Below are 17962 nucleotides of genomic sequence, written 5' to 3'. Positions count from 1 at the left end.
TCGCGGCCATCCTTACCTCCATCTTCGACGCGGCACCGCTCATGGGGCCGTCGTTGTGTTAGCGATACCATGTCGGCGGACCCGATCCGGTGTCAACGCAGGTCTACGGCCGGCGAGGCGAATTGAGGCATTTCCGCGCCTGCCGCAGCCGCGAGTGCCCCGAGCGAAGAAGTGGTCGGACACCGCGAACCTCGGCGTTCGGGCTGATCGTCACCGACCGGTTGCCGCCCCGTATCGCTGACGCGTGCTGGCCACCGCGCGCCGCGCCTCCTCCATTGCCATTTCCTCGGTCTGGAAAAGCAGATGGTCCATCACCGACGTCAGGTGCACCCGCATCGCCGTACGCGCAGCCGCCGCGTCCCGCGCGCGCAAGGCGTCAACGATCGCAGCATGTTCGGCGACGACCGGTCGCACCATCGCGTTGCGCGCCTTGGCATGGAGAAGCGCGCATTCGGGCGACGTCGAGCGCAGGTGCCAGAGATCCTCGATCGTCCGCACGACGCCCGCATTGCGCGTCGCCCGCGCGATGGTCATGTGAAAATCGCGGTCGGCGATTTCGGTGACTTCGGCGAGCAGGTTCTCGGTCGCCATCGCCTCGACCAGCGCATCGAGCTGCTGGACTTCGGCATCCGTGATCTGGACCGCGGCGAGGGCCGCCGCCTCGCCCTCGAACATGATGCGGGCTTCGGTCAGTTCGAATGCGGTGATCGCGAAACCCGGTTCCTCGCCCTGCCCCGGCAATCGGCAGACATACGCCCCCGACCCAACCCGAACCTCGATGAAGCCCTGCACTTCCAGTGCGATCAGTGCCTCGCGCACCGCCGGGCGGCTCGCACCATATTCGATCGCGAGTTCGCGTTCGGCGGGAAGCCGATCGCCGACCGCATAGGTCCCCGCCACCAGTTCCTCGAACAGCCGGCGCGCCAGCCGCTGGTAGAGACGATCCTTGCCGGGTGCATCGGGTCTGCCACCGCCGAACAACGCGTTTTGAACTTCGGGCTTTACCACTGAACTTACCAATCTGATGCTTCGCGTGGATGCTACTACGGCGCCCTGCCACTTGGAACGGGCTGTTTCGAAGACTCGATCAAGGGCTATCCCGTTCAGGCACGGGGATCGGGACCGAGATAGGAGAGCGGGACCGGCACGGTCGCAAGCACCAGTTTCTCGAGGACCATGTTGTCGTCGATCCGCCAGATCCTGACGACATGCCGACCGGAGTCGACATGGCCCATGCTCGCCGACAAGGCCACGCCATTGTCACGTACCGCTTCTGCCCAACGCGCCTTGGCGGGCGTGTCGGCGTCGCCACCGGTCGGTTCCAACACGGCGCGCAGCACCTGCACCGCGCCGCCATCGATCGACACACCGATGCGCGATCCGTCATGGCCGATCGTATCGAGCGTCGGTGCGAGATACAGCGTCAGCGTCGCCGGACCGGCCTTTTGCACCATGACATCGAATTCCAGGCAGACGCCATCCTCCGCGCGTGTCGCCGGCCGTCCCTGCGGTATGGCGATCACCGCACCCGCAGTGCGGCCGAGATGCGGGATCGTCGTCCAGCGGAGGCCCTTCCCGTCGCGCGCGCGGCTGAACGCGGGGGCTTCGACGGCAATAATCCCCGGTGACGTTGCCGCGGGGCGAACGAAGACCGGCTGCTGCCGGCGCTTCGCCTCGGGCGTGTCGGCACCGATGCGGACGATGCTCGGCATGGTCTGCTGGGTCGGGTCGTTCCAGATGACGTAGCTCATATGGACCTGCGCCATCATGCCGTCCCATTTGCCGCCGGCGATGGCGTGATACCGGCGAGTCAGGTCCTGATCGCGGCGGAAGCTGGTCTCGACCAGATCGGCGAAGTAATTGGCGCGCGCGTCGTTCTTCGACGCCAGCAACCGATTCCACGCGGTGCCGTAATACATCCGATACAGGTTCGCGACCGCGGCGATCGGGAACTCGACAAGCTGATAATACGCGTCGCGCTGATCGGGCCGCAGCGTGGCGCGGACTGCCAGCATTCTCGCCTCCAGCGCATCCCATTCGCCGACCATCGCGCCGAACTCGCCGCCATCGAGCCCCTTGGGCGTGACGCCGCCGATCGGGAAGCTGCTCTGGTCGATAAGCTCCGGCTTCCGACGCGCGACATACTGGCTGTACCGCGTGACGATATCGCCGATCGCGCCCGCTTGTGCCCCGCCGAACGTGGCGGCCGCCCAGGCGCGCGGATAGTCGGCGACCGCGGCGGGGGTCATCGCATCGGGGTTCCAGGCCTGTGCCAGGAAAAAGCCCAGCGGATATTCCATCGGCTTGATATCGCCGACATTGGCGATCCAGATCTGCGCCGCACCGCGCCTGTAGGCGAGGTCCATCTGCTGCCAGACCTTCTCGATCTGGTTTGTGTTGATCCATTTGTAATTACGCGGCGCGCCGACGTAATCGAAGTGGTAATAGATGCCGTAGCCGCCCTTGCGCGGCGGTGCTGCGGGATCGGGCAGCCGGCGGATCTGACCCCAGTTATCGTCCGAGAACAGCAGCGTGACATCGTCCGGCACCTTCATGCCGTGATCGTAGTAATCCTGCACTTCCTTGTAGAGCGCCCAGACCTGCGGCGTCTCGCTCGCCGGTTTGCCGGTCACCTCGGCGATGATCGTGCGCTGGTCGGCGACGACGCGTTCGAGCAGCCCGGTCGCGGTGCCCTCGGCCATCGCCTCGTCGCCGTCGCCACGCATCCCGACGGTCACCACCGAATCGTACTGCCGGCCGCCGCCCTTGGCCATCATCCGTTCGATGCCGCCGCGCCAGAATTTCCGCAGATTGGCGCCGTTCTTGTCATAGTCCCACGCGCCGCCGGTGACGCCCTGGTCCTCATGGCGGTGCCATTCGGCCTGTGCGCGCAACATCGGCTCGTGGTGCGAATTGCCCATCACGACACCCATCGCGTCGGCGAGCACCATGCTCCTGGGATCGTCGTCGGCGAACGCCTTGCCCCACATTGCGGGCCAAAGATAATTGCCCTTCATCCGCAGCAGCAGCTCGAAGACGTGCGCGTACATCGCCGAATTGACGCCGCCGAACGCCTTCTTGGCCCAGCCGCTGAGACAGGGGTCCTCGTCGTTGATGAAGAACCCGCGATAGCGGACCTTGGGCTGGTCGCGGCGCGATCCGGCGGGGATCAGCACGTCGCGCTGGCGGCGGACCGGCACGTCCGCGAACCAGTGCCAGGGCGATACGCCGATCCGCTCGGACACGTCGTAGGTACCGAACACCGCGCCGCGCCGATCGGATCCGACGATCACCAGAGCACGCGCCACGCCCGGCATCGGATCGTCGACCACGATCTGGCGAAACGCTTCCCATTCGCCGCGGATATCCGCAGCCGCGATCTTGCCCGCTGCGACGAGGCGGTCGATCACGGCACTGTGTCCGAGCACGCCGATGATCACCACCGGACCCCGCACAGATCCGCTCGCGACGTCGACGAGACGCGCGGCGGTGCCGCTGACCCTCTCGAGATCCTTGGCAAAATCGGTCGCGACGTGGCGAACAGCGCTGTCGGCATCGGCGTCGATCAGGACCGTCGCCGGAACACCCTTCGCGATCAGCGGAAACGCGGTGCGCGGATCGACGACCTGCGCTGCCGCCCCGAACATCGGCACGGGCAATGCTGCCAATGCAGCGCTCCAGGTGACCCCGCTCATCAGACTGCGGCGTGATACGGCCTGCGCCGTGTCGTGTTGGTCGTTTCGCATCATTCGATCCTCAGTACCGCGATCGACTTCGCAGGCATGGTTATGACCACGTGTCCCGACTCGACGCTGCCGGAGAACGCGACAGGTTTCACCGTTTCGGGCGCGTCGAAGCTGTTGTGGCTGTCGATCTGCGGCGCGGTCAGCAGCCTACCCTGCGCCGCGCCCGTCAGGTTGGTGCGGACACGCACCGCGGTATCGGGGCTGACGTTGACCAGCGCGAGGTACAGCTTGCCGTCCCGCCCCCGCGCCGCCGACGCGTCGATCGTCGGCATGCTCGCCTTGCCCCGCATGTAGACCGGCCCCGCGACCAGCGCCGGGAACGGCGTCGCATCCATGAACGGCTGGTACATGTCGAACACGTGATAGGTCGGCGTCAGCAGCATCTTCTGCTTGTCGGTCAGGATCATCGCCTGCAGCACGTTCACCATCTGCGCGATATTAGCCATCCGCACCCGTGCGGTGTGGCGGTGGAAGATGTCGAGCGTGAGCGCCGCGACCATCGCGTCGCGCAACGAGTTCTGCTGGTAATGCGCGCCCTCGGGAGCCTCGCGCGGCTGGGTGTACCAACTGCCCCATTCGTCGACGAAGAGCGCGATCTTCCGCTCGGGATCGGTGCGGTCCATGATCGCCTCGGTCCGCGACACCAGCGGCTCCATCCGCAAGGCGAGCGCGAGTTCGTTCGCCCAGCCGTCCTCGTCGAAGCCGACCGCCGGGCCCTTCGCACCGTCGGGCATCGCGTAATAATGGAAGCTGAGCGCTTGTGTATCGCCCATGTGCGCCATCATCGCCGTCGTGAACGCCTCGAAATCGCCGCCACCCTGGACGCTGGCGCCGCTCGCGACCTTGACCATCGGATAGCCGCTCGGCGCGCGCGCGAAGATCGCGTAGCGCGCGTTGACGTCGGCCGCGTAATCGGGCCGCATCTCGCCGCCGCAGCCCCAGGTCTCGTTGCCGATGCCGAAGAACGGCACGCGCCAAGCCTTGTCGCGACCGTTGCGCTTGCGCTCCTGCACCAGCGTCGATTCCGGCTGGTCGGAGGTCATGTACTCGATCCACTGCGCCATATCGCGCGGCGTCATCGATCCGACATTCCCGGAGACATAGGCGTCCGCGCCGATCAGTTCGGCGAAGTCGAGAAATTCGTGCGTACCGAACTGGTTGGTGTCGATCGTGTTCGGCCAGTTCATCGTCACGCGGGTCGGTCGCTTCGCGCGCGGCCCGATCCCGTCGCGCCAGTCGTAGATCCCGCTGAAGCAGCCGCCGGGCCAGCGGATCACGGGGACGTGGATATGGCGCAATGCCTCGACGACGTCGCGACGATAGCCGCGGATGTTCGGGATCGTGCTCTTTTCGCCGACCCATATGCCTTCGTAGATGCCCCGCCCGAGATGCTCGGCGAACTGGCCATAGATGTGTCTGTCGATGACCGGACCGGGCGCCTTTAGATTGACGATCACGTCGGCGGAAACGGGCGCGACCTGCTGTCCGGCCGCGCGGCCGTTCTGCGAGGGCAATGCCAGCGCGACCAGAACGCCGACGAGCGCCAGACAGGCCCGCATCATGACCGGACGACCGCCCAGGGGGAAGCGGGCTGGCCGGGCTTGGCCGGGCGCGCGGCGATCATCGGCGGTCCATAATAGGATGTCTTGGGCTCCTCGTTCGAGATCGCGATCGTCTGCAGCACCATCGTCGGATCGATCATGCCGATGGTCAGAACGTGACGACCTGGCCGATCGGCATTGATCGTGAAGCGCATCGTCCGCGCGTTGTCCGCCGCGTTGATCGCGTGCTTGGCGCCCAGGAAGTCCTGCGCCACCGCGTCTTCGGGCGTGAAGACCGTTCCGATCTCGGGTGGCTGATCGTCGAGCCAGACCGCGACGCTCAGTTTCCGCCCAGGAATGACTTCCAGCGTAGGGCCGGTGACCAGATCGATGTGATACTTCCCCGCCGACGCCAGGAAGATCGGATATTCGAGGCGAGGCGCACGCGTCGGATCGCGGAAGGATGGCGCATCGACCGGGAAGATCGACATCGCCGCTTCGACGCGTCCGAAATCGGGGATCGTGTCCCACTGCACGCCGCCAACCGGGACCGATCGCGCGAACCCGGTGACCGGTACCGCAAACGCTCCGGCCAGCCCCCCGAACGCGCCGCGCGCGTCCTTCTCCTGCTGCGGCGTTGCGCGAACCGCGTCGAGGCGCACATTGATCGTCGTATCGCCCTTGACTGCGATCGTTGCTTTGGCCCTGCCGACCGGCGCCTTCGCCCAATCGATATCGATCCAGAACCGTCGGTCGCGCGGCGAGGCGCTGAACGCCTTGCCCTCGCGGATCGTCACCCAAGGCTGGTCCGCGGTCACCATCACCGGTGCTTCGGTAGCGCCGCGCGGAAACACCTCGATATAGGTCGGCAGTCGCGTGATGCTGTCGATCGTCGGCAACGTCGGCGGCAGGTAATACCCTGGCCACGAGCGCGCACTGCCGTCGACGCTGACTCCGAAGCCGGTCACGCCGTCGAGATCGAGATCGGCGACCGCGGGCATGATGTCGACCTCGGGCGGATACCAGTCGAAATAGCCGATATGCGTCTGGTCCATCAGGTGGTTCCATTTGCCGCCAGCCAGCAAGTGATTGTAGGTGTCGCGGAGTTCGTGGTCGTATTTGAAGCGCCGCCGGACCTCGTGCGCCTCCGCCTTGGTGCTGGCCCGCGCCTGTTCGGCGAACCGCGCGTTACGCGCCGCTGCGACGTACATCAGCGTCAAATTGGCGCAGGCACGGACCGGGTAGAGCACGAGCTGGTAGAACGCATCGCGCTGGTCGGGACGCAACACGGCGTCGACCGCGTCGGCGCGCCGGACGAGGTCGCTCCACGCCTCGCACATCCGCTCCGCCTCGCGGTAATACTCGAGGCTGAACGTGTCGGGCCGAAGCTGCTCGGGTTTGCGCATCCCGTTGTATTTCGCAAAGCGCGCCGCGAGGAACGCAATCTCGGTCGCGTGCTCGGGCCCGAACTGCCGTTCCGCCCAGGCGTGCGTCCAGTCGGCGATCTTGTCCTTCGCGACATCGGCGGGGTTCCACGCCATCGCGAGGAAGAACTCGATCGGCAGTTCGAGCGGCTTCAGATCGCCGACATTGGCGATCCACATCTCGTTCGCGCCGTACTGGTTGGCGAGGTTCATCTGCTCCCAGATCTTGGGCAGCGGGTTCGAATTGATCCACTGATAGGCGAACGGGCCGCCATGCATGTCCATGTGGAAATACACGCCGAAGCCCCCCTTCCGGCCGCGCTCGGCGGGCGTCGGCAGGCGGCGCAGATTGCCGACATTGTCGTCCGCCAGCATCAGCGTCACGTCGTCGGGAATCTTCAGCCCGGCGTCGTAATATCTATAGACTTCGGTGAACAGCACCCACACCTGCGGCACCTGTTCGGCGGGCTTGCACATCCCCTCCGCAATGATCCGGCGCTGGTCGGTGATGACCGTTTCGAGCAGCTTAACGTCGGACTGAAGGCTGCCGGTGCTCTCCAGCGCGACGTCGCCGTCGCCGCGCATGCCGATCGTGACGACCACCTCGTTGGTGCGATTGCGCGCGATACCCTCTTCGAAGAATTTGCGAACGCCGGCCTGGTTGGTCGCGTAATTCCATGCGCCGTTGCCGTAATCGTCGTGATGGTCGGTCCACTCCTTGTGCGCGCGCATCATCGGTTCGTGGTGCGACGTGCCCATGACGATGCCGTAGTCCTCGGCGAGCGGCGCGTTGGCCGGGTCATCGATTGCGAACGCGTTATTCCACATCGCCGGCCACAGGTAATTGGCGCGGAGCCGCAACAGCAGTTCGAACAGCCGGCCGTAGAATTTGGCGTTCATCCCGCCGAACGTCTCAGTGGTCCAGCCCGACAGGCAAGGCGCCTCGTCGTTCAGGAAGATGCCGCGATATTTCACCGCGGGCGATCCCTGGACATAGCGGCCATGCGCCACGCTCAGATGCGATTGCCGGACGACGGGTACGTCCGCCCACCAATACCAAGGCGACACGCCGATCATCCGCGACAGCTCATACGCGCCGTAGATCGCGCCACGCTTGTCGCTGCCGACGATCACCAGCGCTTCGGCGACGCCCGGCAGCGGGTTGGCGACCGTCTCGACGACGAACGACTCCCATTTATCCCGAATGCCGGCGACATCGAGCTTGCGGCCGGCAATCATCCGGTCGATCGACGGGCTATGGCCGATCGATCCGACCATGATGATCCGCGCGGGCAGCCGCGCATGATCGCCGAGCACCTGCGCCGCCGTACCGGTCACGCGACCGATATCAGCGGCGAGATCGCCCGCGGCCCGACGGACTCCCGCCAGGTCGTCCACATCGACGAAGACGGGCACGACGCCCCCGCCCGCCTGCGTGATGTCGAACCCGCGTTTACGCCGGTCGAACCGCACCGCGGCGGCCAATGGCGAGGCCATCAGCCCGGCGGTGACCGCGCCGCCGATCAGAGTGCGACGCGTGATCATCGTCCCGTCTCCGCCGACTATACTAGAACGTACCGCGCAGACCGATCAGGAACTGACGCCCCGGCTTGTACTGCGTGAACGTCGCATTCTCGAACTGGAAGTAGGAGCGCAGCGTCGCGTTGGTGAAGTTCGCCACGTTGACGGTCAGCTGGGGTGCGTTCTTCAAGCCGAAGATCTTGTCCAGATCGAACGACGACGAGAAGTCGTAGGTCGTGTAATCCGTGCCGAACAAGGCCGCCGCCGGAATGCCGTTCTGTGCCGCGCCGCTGTTCTGCGACCCCTCACGCGACGTCGTCGACACGCGCAGCATCACACCGTGCTTCTCGTAATAGCCGGTGATGTTGTAGGTGAACGGGGCCACGCCGAACGCCTGTGCCGGCCCGTCGCTGCGCTGATCGACGACCGTCGCATTGGCGTTGAAGCCGAACCCGGTGACGCCGATCATCTTGGTCAGGAAATCGAGCGGCTGGACCCACTGAAATTCGAGGCCGTTGATCGTCAGCTTGTTGGGCACATTGACCTGAGACGTGACCTGAACCTGTGCGACGCTCGGGCCGCCGCGCGAATTCAAGGCGATCTGCTGCGTCGGGTTCAGCGTATCGTAGGTGATCCCGTATTGCGCCAGGTCCCCGAACGGCACGGTGCTGATCGCGGTGTTCGTGAACCCTTCGATCGACTTGCGGAAGGCGTTGAAGCTTACGACCCCTTCGCGGCCTGTATAATATTCGAACCCCAGATCGAGATTGGTCGAGAGATAGGGCTGGAGCGCGGGGTTGCCGATCGATGCCTGATCCGCCGATGGCGCACCGAAATTGACGCCCGGCAACTGCGCGGACGGATCGGGACGTGTCATGGTCCGCGACCCGGCGACGCGGACGACGGCGTGTTCGCCGACATCGTAGGCGAACGTCGCGGCCGGCAGCCACTTCGAATAGACGTTCCGGGTCGAGACGACGTTGACGAGGTTCGGATAACGGCTGCCGTCCGGGAGCGCGCCACCGGCCGCCGGCGTGTTGCGCGGATCGGGCAACGAAACGCGCCCCGCGATCGTCTGGATCGTGTTGACGTAGCGCACCCCGACGTTGAACCGCAGCATGTTGCCGCCAAGTTCCTGTTCGCCGTTAACCGTCGCGAACGCCGATTTCACGACCTCGCGAATGGTGCCGCCGCTGGCACCCGTGGTCGACGCGCCGGTTTCCTGCGCGCTATCGTGGTAGAGGTCGTAGTTGGTGGCAGCCGCGAACTTCGGCCAATCGACGGTGACGAACCCGGCCGGGCCCGGCGACAGATACGTCGGTGCGGCCGAGTTGGGAATGAGCGAGCCGCCATAGGTGACAGGTCCGGTCATGCCGGCCGTCGATCCGGTACCGTAGCCCGGATACGTCGGATAGCCGGCGGGCGCCGCGCCGGGCGCGTTCAACCCTTCGCAGGGCGGCTGGGAATTCGGAGACGCTACGAAGGCGCTCGGATTGTTGCCACAAACCGCATTCTGATAGGCTTGGCTGTTGTCAAAGCCCTGGATACGACGTGATACGTCGTCGAATGCGCCGCCAACCTTCAGGTTGAGCGCCTTGCTCCCCCAGGTCAGGTCGCCCCGCGCACCCTTGTTCTTGTTGAGCCGACGTTCGTCGGAGACATTGACGCGGCTGCCCGCGTTCCAGCCGAAATTCGCCGGATCGTTGAGGTCCAGCCCGCTCTGGATGGTCGGGATGCCACCGGTATTGGTATAGGTCACGGTATTACCGACACCCAGCGGGGTCGTCATGCCGACGGACGGGCTTTCGCGGTGGAAGGTCGACCGCGCGTAATTGGCCTGGAGGTTCAGCTTGAGCTTATCGGAGATTTCCCACTCGCCGCCCGGGTTGACGCTGAACAGCTTGGTCGTCTCGGTATAGGGACGGAATTCGTTGAAGAACTGCGCATTGGCAAAGGTGCCGCCGGTCACGACGCAGCCGATCGTGCAGTCCGCCTTGTCGAACGTCAGGTTGGTCGGAATGACCGCACCGTTGCGGACGATCCATGCCATATTCTCGCGGATCAGCTCGTTCTTCTTGTAGCCATACAGCCCGTCGACGTAGAAATGCAGCGTATCGGTCGGCTGCCATTCGGCGCTCAGGATCGCATTGATCCGATCGCGCGGCCCGCGGATGCTGGTAAAGCGCCCGAGCCGCGGCAGCAGCGCGTTGTCGATCTGCTGGATCGTCGCGCCCGGGTTGTTCGCGAGCAGGAATGCGCTGGTGATCGGCGTCCCCGCGACCAGACCCGCGCCGGCGCCGGCAGGCACGACGGCCGGGATCGTCCAGTTGCCGCCAGCGGTCGAGTTGCAGCCCGAAGCGGCACCGCACTGCGCGGCGGTCAGCGCCGGATTGGTATAGCCAATCGTCTCGAACCCGCGTGTATCCGTGAACAGACGCTGTGCGGACACGCCGGCCAGGATGCCGAACTTGTCGTTGCGCCAGCTACCGATCAAAGAACCGCGCGCACCGATCCGGTCTTCGGGCGACTGCTTGGTGCCCTGCACGTTATACGCGAGGAACGACGTCTGACGATCGAACGGTCGTGCCGACCGCAAATCGATATTGCCCGCTGCGCCCCCCTCGAGAAGGTCCGCGGTATAGCTCTTGTTGACGGTCAGCTTGGTGAACAGGTCGGTCGGGAAGAAGCTGAGATCGACCGAACGATCCGTACCCTGCGCATCGGTCGCCCCCGACGACGCCACCGCGATCGTTGCGCCGTTGAGAGTCACGTTCGTGAAGTTCGACCCAAGTCCCCGGATCGCGACGTTCGTTCCCTCGCCGGTCACGTCGCGCGTGATCGTGATGCCGGGAATACGGTTGAAGGACTCGGCAATATTGGTGTCGGGAAATTTTCCGATATCTTCTGCAAAGATCGAATCCGTGAACCCGGTCGCCGCGCGCTTGGCATTGGTCGACTTGGCGAGGCTCGACCTATAGCCGGTGACGACGATATCTTCACCCGTGGTGCCGGGCGTATCCTCGGCCTGAAGCGGTGCCTGCTGCGCCGCAGGAGGCGTTACAGGTACGGTATCCTGCTCATCCACGGGTGCGGGCGTCGGCGCAGGTACCGGCGCAGGCGCGGGCGCTTGTTGCTGCGGCGCAACCGCCTGCGCCATTGCGGCCGTTGCACACAGCGCGCTCGTCGTCGTCGCGCACAACAATGCCGCGCGCGTCAAACGAGATACCGTTTCAAAAGGTGTCATTGTCAGGATCCTCTCTGGAACCTCGCCGTCGTGGCGGCGAGACGCATTATTCTTTTTTTGGTCGTCGGCGTCTTCGGCACGGGAACGCGGCCTGAGACTGCCAGGCATTCTCGGTCACGCGATCTGTAAAACTATCGTGTTTGAAGTCTCCGCCTCCCGATCACGCCTGTCTTGAGCAGTTCGTTGATAGCGGTATCATAAATCGACTGGTCAGCATGTCAAGGCCGTTCGGTTAGGCCAAATTGCCTATCTTCGCCGACGGTCTGATGCGCTACTGGAGCCCGACTCCGCGACAGAATTCTCGAAGTCATCTGACCAATCGTCGATAGCCGCAGATCCGATGGATCGTCCGTAAGCGCAATGACCGCGGCCAAGCGATTTTCAGAGGTCGACCTGCCGGCTCATGAGCTTACAAGCGGTCTGTCGATGGTTTGAGGTGTTGATGTCCGATCGCCTGAAGGTGCTGCTCCAGTATGTGCTGCCCAAGCAGCGCCTGACGTATTTCGCCGGCCGTATCGCCGGAGCGCAGGGGGGCATGATGACGACGCGGCTCATCCGCTGGTTCGTCGCCAAATACGCGGTCGACATGAGCGAAGCGGCCGATCCGGACATCGACAGCTACACGAGCTTCAACGATTTCTTCTCCCGCGCGCTTAGAGACGGCGCTCGCCCGACCGCAAACGCCGACTTCGTCTGCCCGGTCGACGGTGCGATCAGCCAGTTCGGCGCGATCGACGACCACCACATGCTGCAGGCCAAGGGCCATCGATTTTCGACCACGGCGCTGGTCGGCGGCGACGAAACGCTGGCCGCGCAGTTCCGCCACGGCAGCTTCGCCAATCTGTACCTGTCGCCCAAGGACTATCACCGGCTCCACATGCCCTGCGACGGCAAGCTCACGCGCATGATCTACGTGCCGGGGGCGCTGTTCTCGGTAAATCCGGTCACGGCGCGCGGCGTCCCCAACCTGTTCGCACGCAACGAACGGGTCGTGTGCGTCTTCGCGTCCCCGGACCACGGTCCGTTCGTGATGGTTCTGGTCGGCGCGACGATCGTCGGCAGCATGGCGACCGTCTGGCACGGTTTGGTCAATCCGCGACGCCCGTACACCGTGTCCGAATGGACCTACGACGACCAGACCATCGTCTTGAAGAAGGGCGACGAGATGGGCCGCTTCCTGCTCGGCTCGACGATCATCATGCTCTTCAGGCCGGGGACCATCGTCTTCGACGAGACCTGGGCGCCGGAGCGGACGGTGCGGGTCGGCCAACCGATGGGGTCGGCAAGCGCGGCGGACAGCGGCTAAGTCTGCTGCCCGCAATGCTCCCGGAGGGCTTCAACGCCCGCCTAGCCCCTTCTGATCGAGCATCTGCAGCGAATGGCACCAGTTGGAGGACCGGCGATCGCTCGATCTAACCCGCCGATCGACTGAGGCGCGTCATCGCCATGGCCGCCACGGCAAGCAGCAGAATCGCGCTCGCCTCGAACACGATATTCTCGGGCGCCATGTCCTTGCTTTGCAGCACGATGAGCCGCGCCAGCGCGGTGATCGCGATGAATATCGGATAGATGAAGGTCGCGCCTTTGCCGGTGTAGAACACATTCACCATGCCGATCACCTCGGTATAGAGAAACATCAGAAGGATATCCGCGAGATTGATCGAGCGGGTCTGGTAGATCTGATATATTTCGGTCGCGGCACCGCAGATCGTCATCAGCGCGACGAGCAGGAGTAAAATGCGTTCGACGACATGAAAGCCGATCGACGCGACCGTGTGCTCGGTTTCGCCGACCGGCGGCTTGAAGGACCGATCGGCGACGATGTCCTCCTTGGAGGCGCCGGCCTGATTTTCGCCGAAAGACTTCATGCAACGCCCTATGCAACGCGTACCGTGACCACTGGCGGGGGCGAGAGGACGTGGCGCCGGACACGCCGGCGCCACGCATTGCGTCACGGCATGAGCACTGTGTCCACCACGTGGACCACACCGTTCGACTGCATCACGTCTGCCGTGGTCACGATCGACTTGCCGCCCTTGGCGTCGGTCAGCACGATCTTGCCGTTCGTGACGCGCGCCGTGAGCGCCTCACCCTGCACGGTAGTGAGCGTCGCCTTGCCGCCGCCGGCCTTGATCGCTGCTAGCGCATCCCTCGCGGTGATCTTCCCCGGCACGACGTGGTAGGTCAGAATACCCGCGAGCTTCGCCTTGTTTTCGGGCTTCAGCAGCGTCGTGACCGTACCCGCGGGCAGCTTCGCAAAAGCCGCGTTCGTCGGTGCGAACACCGTGAACGGGCCGGGACCGGACAGCGTCTCGACGAGACCGGCGGCCTTCACCGCGGCGACAAGCGTCGTCAGGTTGCTGGCGGCGGAGGCATTCTGGACGATGGTTTTGCTGGCATACATGGCGGCGCCGCCAACCTTCGGGTTGGCCGCGACCGCAATAACCGGCACCGCAACCGACAGTGCGAGGCATACGCCCAATGTGCGCGCGATCCGTGATGTCATCTTGGTTCTCCTAGCATCATACATTCCCGTCTGCCGGCCACCGACCAGCGTTCGGGATCCTGAAACGACGGACTTGAGGGTAGTCACAGCGCTCTTTCGGGGTGCGAAATCACTTACCGTCAGCCCATCTGCGGTCTCGGCACTAGGCGTTCGCCAGGCAATACGGACCAAAGGACGGGTCCGGCCTAGCCGAGCGGCAATGCGATCCCCGATCCGCTGCCGGGCGATCATATCCCCTCGTCAGGCGACGCGGCGCTGGCCGGCACGGGATACGGCCGAAAGTCCGTATCGTGCCACGATTAACGAGAGCGTAGCAAAACCCATCCGCGGGTCCGCCCCCACCAGCACCGATCGGGCGTTCCAGCCGTTCGCCCCTGTCGCGTTGCCGCATCCGCGGTTATTGCGCGGGATCGAACGTCCGCTCGTAGAGTGCCGCAGATCCTCTACCGTTTTCCACGAAAGACGACCGTCATGACCCGCCAGCGCGCTATCGTAATCGGATCGGGGATCGGCGGCATCGCCTGCGCGATCCGCTTGCAGAGCCTCGGCTTCGATACGCAGATCGTCGAGCAGCTCGGCGATGTCGGTGGCCGTGCCTATGTCCGCCGCGTCGATGGCTTCGTCTTCGACATGGGCCCGACCGTGCTGACCGTCCCGCATTTCATCGAGGAGCTGTTCTCGCTGGAGCGCGACGCGGCGATGCTAAACGAGCCGGACTTTCCGCCATCGGTGCTTGCGGAAGGAAGCCGCGTGGTATCAGGCGCCAGCGGCGGCCCCAACACGCGCCGGTATGTCGACATCGTGCCGATCCTGCCGTTCTACCGGATCTATTTCGACGACGGCAGTTTCTTCGATTACGACGCCGACCCGGTCAACGTGCGGGCACAGATCGCGCAGTTGGCCCCCGAGGATCTCGACGGCTACGAACGCTTCCACGAGGCCGCCCGCGCGATCTTCGAGCGCGGCTTCCTCGAGCTTGGCTATACCTATTTCGGCTCACTCGGCTCGATGGTCGGCGTCCTTCCCGACCTGTTGAAGCTCGGCGCGATCCAGCCGCTGTTCTCGCTGATCTCGAAATATTTCAAGAGCGACAAGATGCGGCAGGTGTTCAGCTTCGAGCCGCTGCTGATCGGCGGCAACCCGCTGAAGGTCCCCGCAATCTATGCGATGATCCATTTCGTCGAAAAGACCTGGGGCGTGCATTTCGCGGTCGGCGGCACCGGCGCACTGGTCAAGGCGATGGTCCGCAAGTTCGAGGAACTCGGCGGATCGGTGCGGCTGAATGCCAAGGTCGATCGGATCGACGTCGAGAAGCGCGGCCGCAAGCGCGTCGCGACCGGCGTGACGCTGGCGAACGGCGAAACGCTGGCGGCCGATCTGGTCGTGTCGAACGCCGACTATGCGACGACCTATCTGAAGCTCGTCGACAAGGCGCACCGGCGGATCAATCGCGACGCGCTGGTCAAGTTCCGCAAGCAGAGCATGTCGCTGATGGTGATCTATTTCGGGTACCGGATGCAGGGCGGCGACCCCGACCTGCGGCATCACAACATCATTCTCGGCCCGCGCTACGAGGAGCTTCTGACCGACATCTTCGAGCGCAAGATCCTCGCCGACGACTTCTCGCAATATCTCCACATCCCGACGATCACCGACCCCAGCCTCGCACCGGCTGGGCACCACGCGGCGTACACGCTTATCCCGGTCCCCAACAACCAGAGCGATATCGACTGGGATGCGGTCGGCGAAGGCTTTGCCGACACGGTGCTGACCTTCCTCGACGAACGCGGCTACATTCCCGGCCTGCGTGAGCGGATCGTCCATCGCAGCTTCGTGACGCCGGACTATTTCGAAGAGGTGCTGGGGTCGCATCTCGGCAATGGCTTCGGGGTCGAGCCACGGATGACGCAGACCGCGTTCTTCCGCCCGCACAACCGTAGCGAGGATGTCGCGAACCTCTATCTGGTCGGCCAGGGCACGCAGCCGGGCGGCGGCACGCCCTCGGTGATGATGTCCGCCAAGATGACGGTGCGAGAGATCGCGCGCGATTTCGCGATCGATCCGCGGATTGTCGGCGGCGTGCCGGCGGAGGTTGGCGATGATCGAGCGCTGGCGATGGGGCTGGCCGGGGTCTGAACGGCCCGCGCGCGGCGTGCGCGCTACACCGCCCAGCGGCATGCGCGCTACCCGGTTGCCAGCATCTGCTCGGCAAGCTGCCGCCCGGATAGCCATGCACTCTCGATGCGCGGTGCGATCAACCAATCGCCCGCAGCACCGATCCGATCGCTACCGTTCCACAGACAGCCGAGGTCGGTGGCCGTCGCGCGGGCATAGCGCCACCGATGCCCGGCACGCACGATCGGCACTGGCATGGCGGCGCCGCACTGCATCGCCAAGGCCGCGAGCAGACGATCGACGACGGTCTCCGCCGGCTCTTCGAGATGCGCGGTCGACCATGCCGGCGTCGCGTGCACGACCCAGGCTTCCGGGCCCGTTCGTCCGGGCTTCGCGCTGTTGCGCGCGGCCCAGTCGATGATCCCTGCGTCCCGGATCACGTCGTGCGCGATCGCCAGCGGACGGTCGAACGCGAGCATCGCCGTCCAGCACGGCGTCGATCGACAGGCGAGCGCCTCGCTCGCCATCGCCGGATCGTGCGGTGCGAGCAACGGCGCGGCCTGCTCGGCGGGCGTCGCGACGACGACGGCGTCATAGGTCTCCGTCAGCGATTGGGTCACCGGCGCCTCGACCCGCCAGCCTTCGGCCGTATTGCGGATGTCTGAGACCAGGGAGTTCCAGTGGACCTTGGCTTGCGCGGCGAGGTGCTTGACGATCGCGCTCATGCCATCGGTCCCGACCCACGCGTGTTCGCCGGCAGCCGGCCAGCGTGCGACCACCCCAGCGGCTTCACAACCGTGCATCGCTTCGACGAACGCGGGATCGCGCATCGTCAGATACTGCGCACCGTGATCGAAGGCGACCTCGCCGCCGGGCCCCTCGCCGCCGGGCCCCTCGCCTTCGTACATCGCGATCCGGCGCGTCGACATCCGTCCACCGGCACCACGCCCCTTGTCCAGCACCGTGACGTCGCAGCCATCCTGCTGGAGCCGCAGGGCGCAGGATAGCCCTGCAATGCCCGCACCGACGATCGCAACCTTCACGCATATCTCCAACCGATGGCACCGGGACATTGCTGCCCCGGTGCCGAATTGTACAGGGTCTCAGCCGGTTGGCAGCAGCACCTTGTCGATCACGTGGATCACACCGTTGGTGCAGGCGATGTCGGCGGTCACCACCTTGGCGCCGTTGACGGTCACGCCGTCGGTGCCGTCGACATGGACCGTCGCGCCGCCTGCGGTCGCCGGGTCGAGCACCTTGCCGCTCACGTCCGCCGCCATCACCGTCCCCGGCAGCACGTGGAGCAGGAGGATCTCGGTCAGCTTGGCCTTGTTTTCGGGCTTCACCAGATCGTCGACGGTGCCCGCCGGCAGCGCGGCGAAGGCGTCGTCCGACGGTGCGAAGACGGTGAATGGCCCCTCGCCCTTCAGCGTGTCGACCAGCCCCGCGGCGCCGACCGCGGCGACCAGCGTCGTGAACGAGCCCGCGGCAACAGCGGTGTCGACAATATCATGCTTGGTATCGGTCATCTTCTAGATCCTGAGTCAGAGCAAAATAGCGTGTTCGCCAGGCTTTAGACCTGCGCCGCGACCTGCCTTGACCGCCGTCAGGTGCCGAGGGGCTGAAGTCGCCGCGCCGTGTCTTGGTCCGGCGGGCTTCTCATTTCACCAGGCCGACCGATGCGCGATACGACCTTTCGGTCGTATGGAAATCGACGTCACCGCCGCCAAGTGCTAACCCGGCGCTCGGAGAGACCTGCGGCGCTCCCCCTACGAGCACCCCGTGGGAATCGACGATACGGAGCGGAATTTTGCCTTTGTCACCCAGTTCGAGATCGAGCGTGCGCGCGTATTCGCTACGCAAAG

The 17962-nt window shown here is 64.9% G+C and carries 11 protein-coding genes; 2 read left to right on the top strand and 9 right to left on the bottom strand.

Annotation, left to right across the window (positions count from 1 at the left end):
- Positions 1-210 precede the first annotated feature (210 nt).
- From ACLBWL_RS10425 to ACLBWL_RS10405, 5 genes are all read right to left on the bottom strand, one after another.
- Complete coding sequence (locus ACLBWL_RS10425; RefSeq protein WP_447792730.1) at positions 211-1008, bottom strand: FadR/GntR family transcriptional regulator; 798 nt, start codon at positions 1006-1008, stop codon at positions 211-213.
- A 95-nt stretch (positions 1009-1103) separates the two neighbouring features.
- Positions 1104-3668: a glycosyl hydrolase 115 family protein gene (locus ACLBWL_RS10420; RefSeq protein ID WP_447792728.1), complete on the bottom strand. Its 2565-nt coding sequence runs from the start codon at positions 3666-3668 to the stop codon at positions 1104-1106.
- A gap of 77 nt (positions 3669-3745) precedes the next feature.
- Entirely contained in the window at positions 3746-5308 is a 1563-nt protein-coding gene (locus ACLBWL_RS10415) for an alpha-N-arabinofuranosidase (RefSeq protein WP_447792726.1), read from the bottom strand.
- On the bottom strand, positions 5305-8256 hold the full coding sequence (locus ACLBWL_RS10410; protein ID WP_447792725.1) for a glycosyl hydrolase 115 family protein: 2952 nt from the start codon (positions 8254-8256) through the stop codon (positions 5305-5307). The genes ACLBWL_RS10415 and ACLBWL_RS10410 overlap by 4 nt, the downstream gene beginning before the upstream one ends.
- Before the next feature lie 22 nt (positions 8257-8278).
- Positions 8279-11476 (bottom strand): TonB-dependent receptor, encoded by a 3198-nt coding sequence (locus ACLBWL_RS10405; protein WP_447792723.1) that lies wholly within the window; start codon positions 11474-11476, stop codon positions 8279-8281.
- Between the two features lie 442 nt (positions 11477-11918).
- On the opposite strand from ACLBWL_RS10405, the gene asd reads away from it, so the two are divergent.
- Positions 11919-12782 carry an archaetidylserine decarboxylase gene (asd, locus tag ACLBWL_RS10400; RefSeq protein ID WP_447792721.1) on the top strand — a complete coding sequence of 288 codons (864 nt, stop codon included), beginning with the start codon at positions 11919-11921 and terminating at the stop codon, positions 12780-12782.
- A 106-nt stretch (positions 12783-12888) separates the two neighbouring features.
- Here the strand turns inward: asd and ACLBWL_RS10395 are convergent, their stop codons facing one another.
- Positions 12889-13344: a phosphate-starvation-inducible protein PsiE gene (locus ACLBWL_RS10395; protein WP_447792719.1), complete on the bottom strand. Its 456-nt coding sequence runs from the start codon at positions 13342-13344 to the stop codon at positions 12889-12891.
- A gap of 83 nt (positions 13345-13427) precedes the next feature.
- Positions 13428-13982 carry a fasciclin domain-containing protein gene (locus tag ACLBWL_RS10390; RefSeq protein WP_447792717.1) on the bottom strand — a complete coding sequence of 185 codons (555 nt, stop codon included), beginning with the start codon at positions 13980-13982 and terminating at the stop codon, positions 13428-13430.
- Positions 13983-14453: 471 nt separating this feature from the next.
- Here ACLBWL_RS10390 and crtI point away from each other — a divergent pair, with 471 nt between their 5' ends.
- A complete protein-coding gene (gene crtI, locus ACLBWL_RS10385; RefSeq protein WP_447792715.1) occupies positions 14454-16118 on the top strand; it encodes a phytoene desaturase family protein in 1665 nt (554 codons plus the stop codon).
- Positions 16119-16165: 47 nt separating this feature from the next.
- Here crtI and ACLBWL_RS10380 read toward each other — a convergent pair whose 3' ends face one another.
- Positions 16166-17140 carry an NAD(P)/FAD-dependent oxidoreductase gene (locus ACLBWL_RS10380; RefSeq protein ID WP_447792713.1) on the bottom strand — a complete coding sequence of 325 codons (975 nt, stop codon included), beginning with the start codon at positions 17138-17140 and terminating at the stop codon, positions 16166-16168.
- Between the two features lie 60 nt (positions 17141-17200).
- The gene (locus tag ACLBWL_RS10375; protein WP_332756231.1) at positions 17201-17626 is read right to left on the bottom strand and encodes a fasciclin domain-containing protein; all 426 of its coding nucleotides are present in this window, start codon (positions 17624-17626) and stop codon (positions 17201-17203) included.
- Between the last annotated feature and the right edge of the window lie 336 nt (positions 17627-17962).

Source organism: Sphingomonas sp. M1A8_2b, from assembly GCF_053345535.1.
This window is presented reverse-complemented; position numbering and strand designations above follow the sequence as displayed.

Bases quoted from the DNA above. Each gene is read 5' to 3' on its own strand.
- ACLBWL_RS10415 (WP_447792726.1), bottom strand. From the start codon at position 5,308: ATGATGCGGGCCTGTCTGGCGCTCGTCGGCGTTCTGGTCGCGCTGGCA.
- crtI (WP_447792715.1), top strand. From the start codon at position 14,454: ATGACCCGCCAGCGCGCTATCGTAATCGGATCGGGGATCGGCGGCATC.
- ACLBWL_RS10410 (WP_447792725.1), bottom strand. From the start codon at position 8,256: ATGATCACGCGTCGCACTCTGATCGGCGGCGCGGTCACCGCCGGGCTG.
- ACLBWL_RS10390 (WP_447792717.1), bottom strand. From the start codon at position 13,982: ATGACATCACGGATCGCGCGCACATTGGGCGTATGCCTCGCACTGTCG.
- ACLBWL_RS10395 (WP_447792719.1), bottom strand. From the start codon at position 13,344: ATGAAGTCTTTCGGCGAAAATCAGGCCGGCGCCTCCAAGGAGGACATC.
- ACLBWL_RS10375 (WP_332756231.1), bottom strand. From the start codon at position 17,626: ATGACCGATACCAAGCATGATATTGTCGACACCGCTGTTGCCGCGGGC.
- asd (WP_447792721.1), top strand. From the start codon at position 11,919: ATGTCCGATCGCCTGAAGGTGCTGCTCCAGTATGTGCTGCCCAAGCAG.
- ACLBWL_RS10405 (WP_447792723.1), bottom strand. From the start codon at position 11,476: ATGACACCTTTTGAAACGGTATCTCGTTTGACGCGCGCGGCATTGTTG.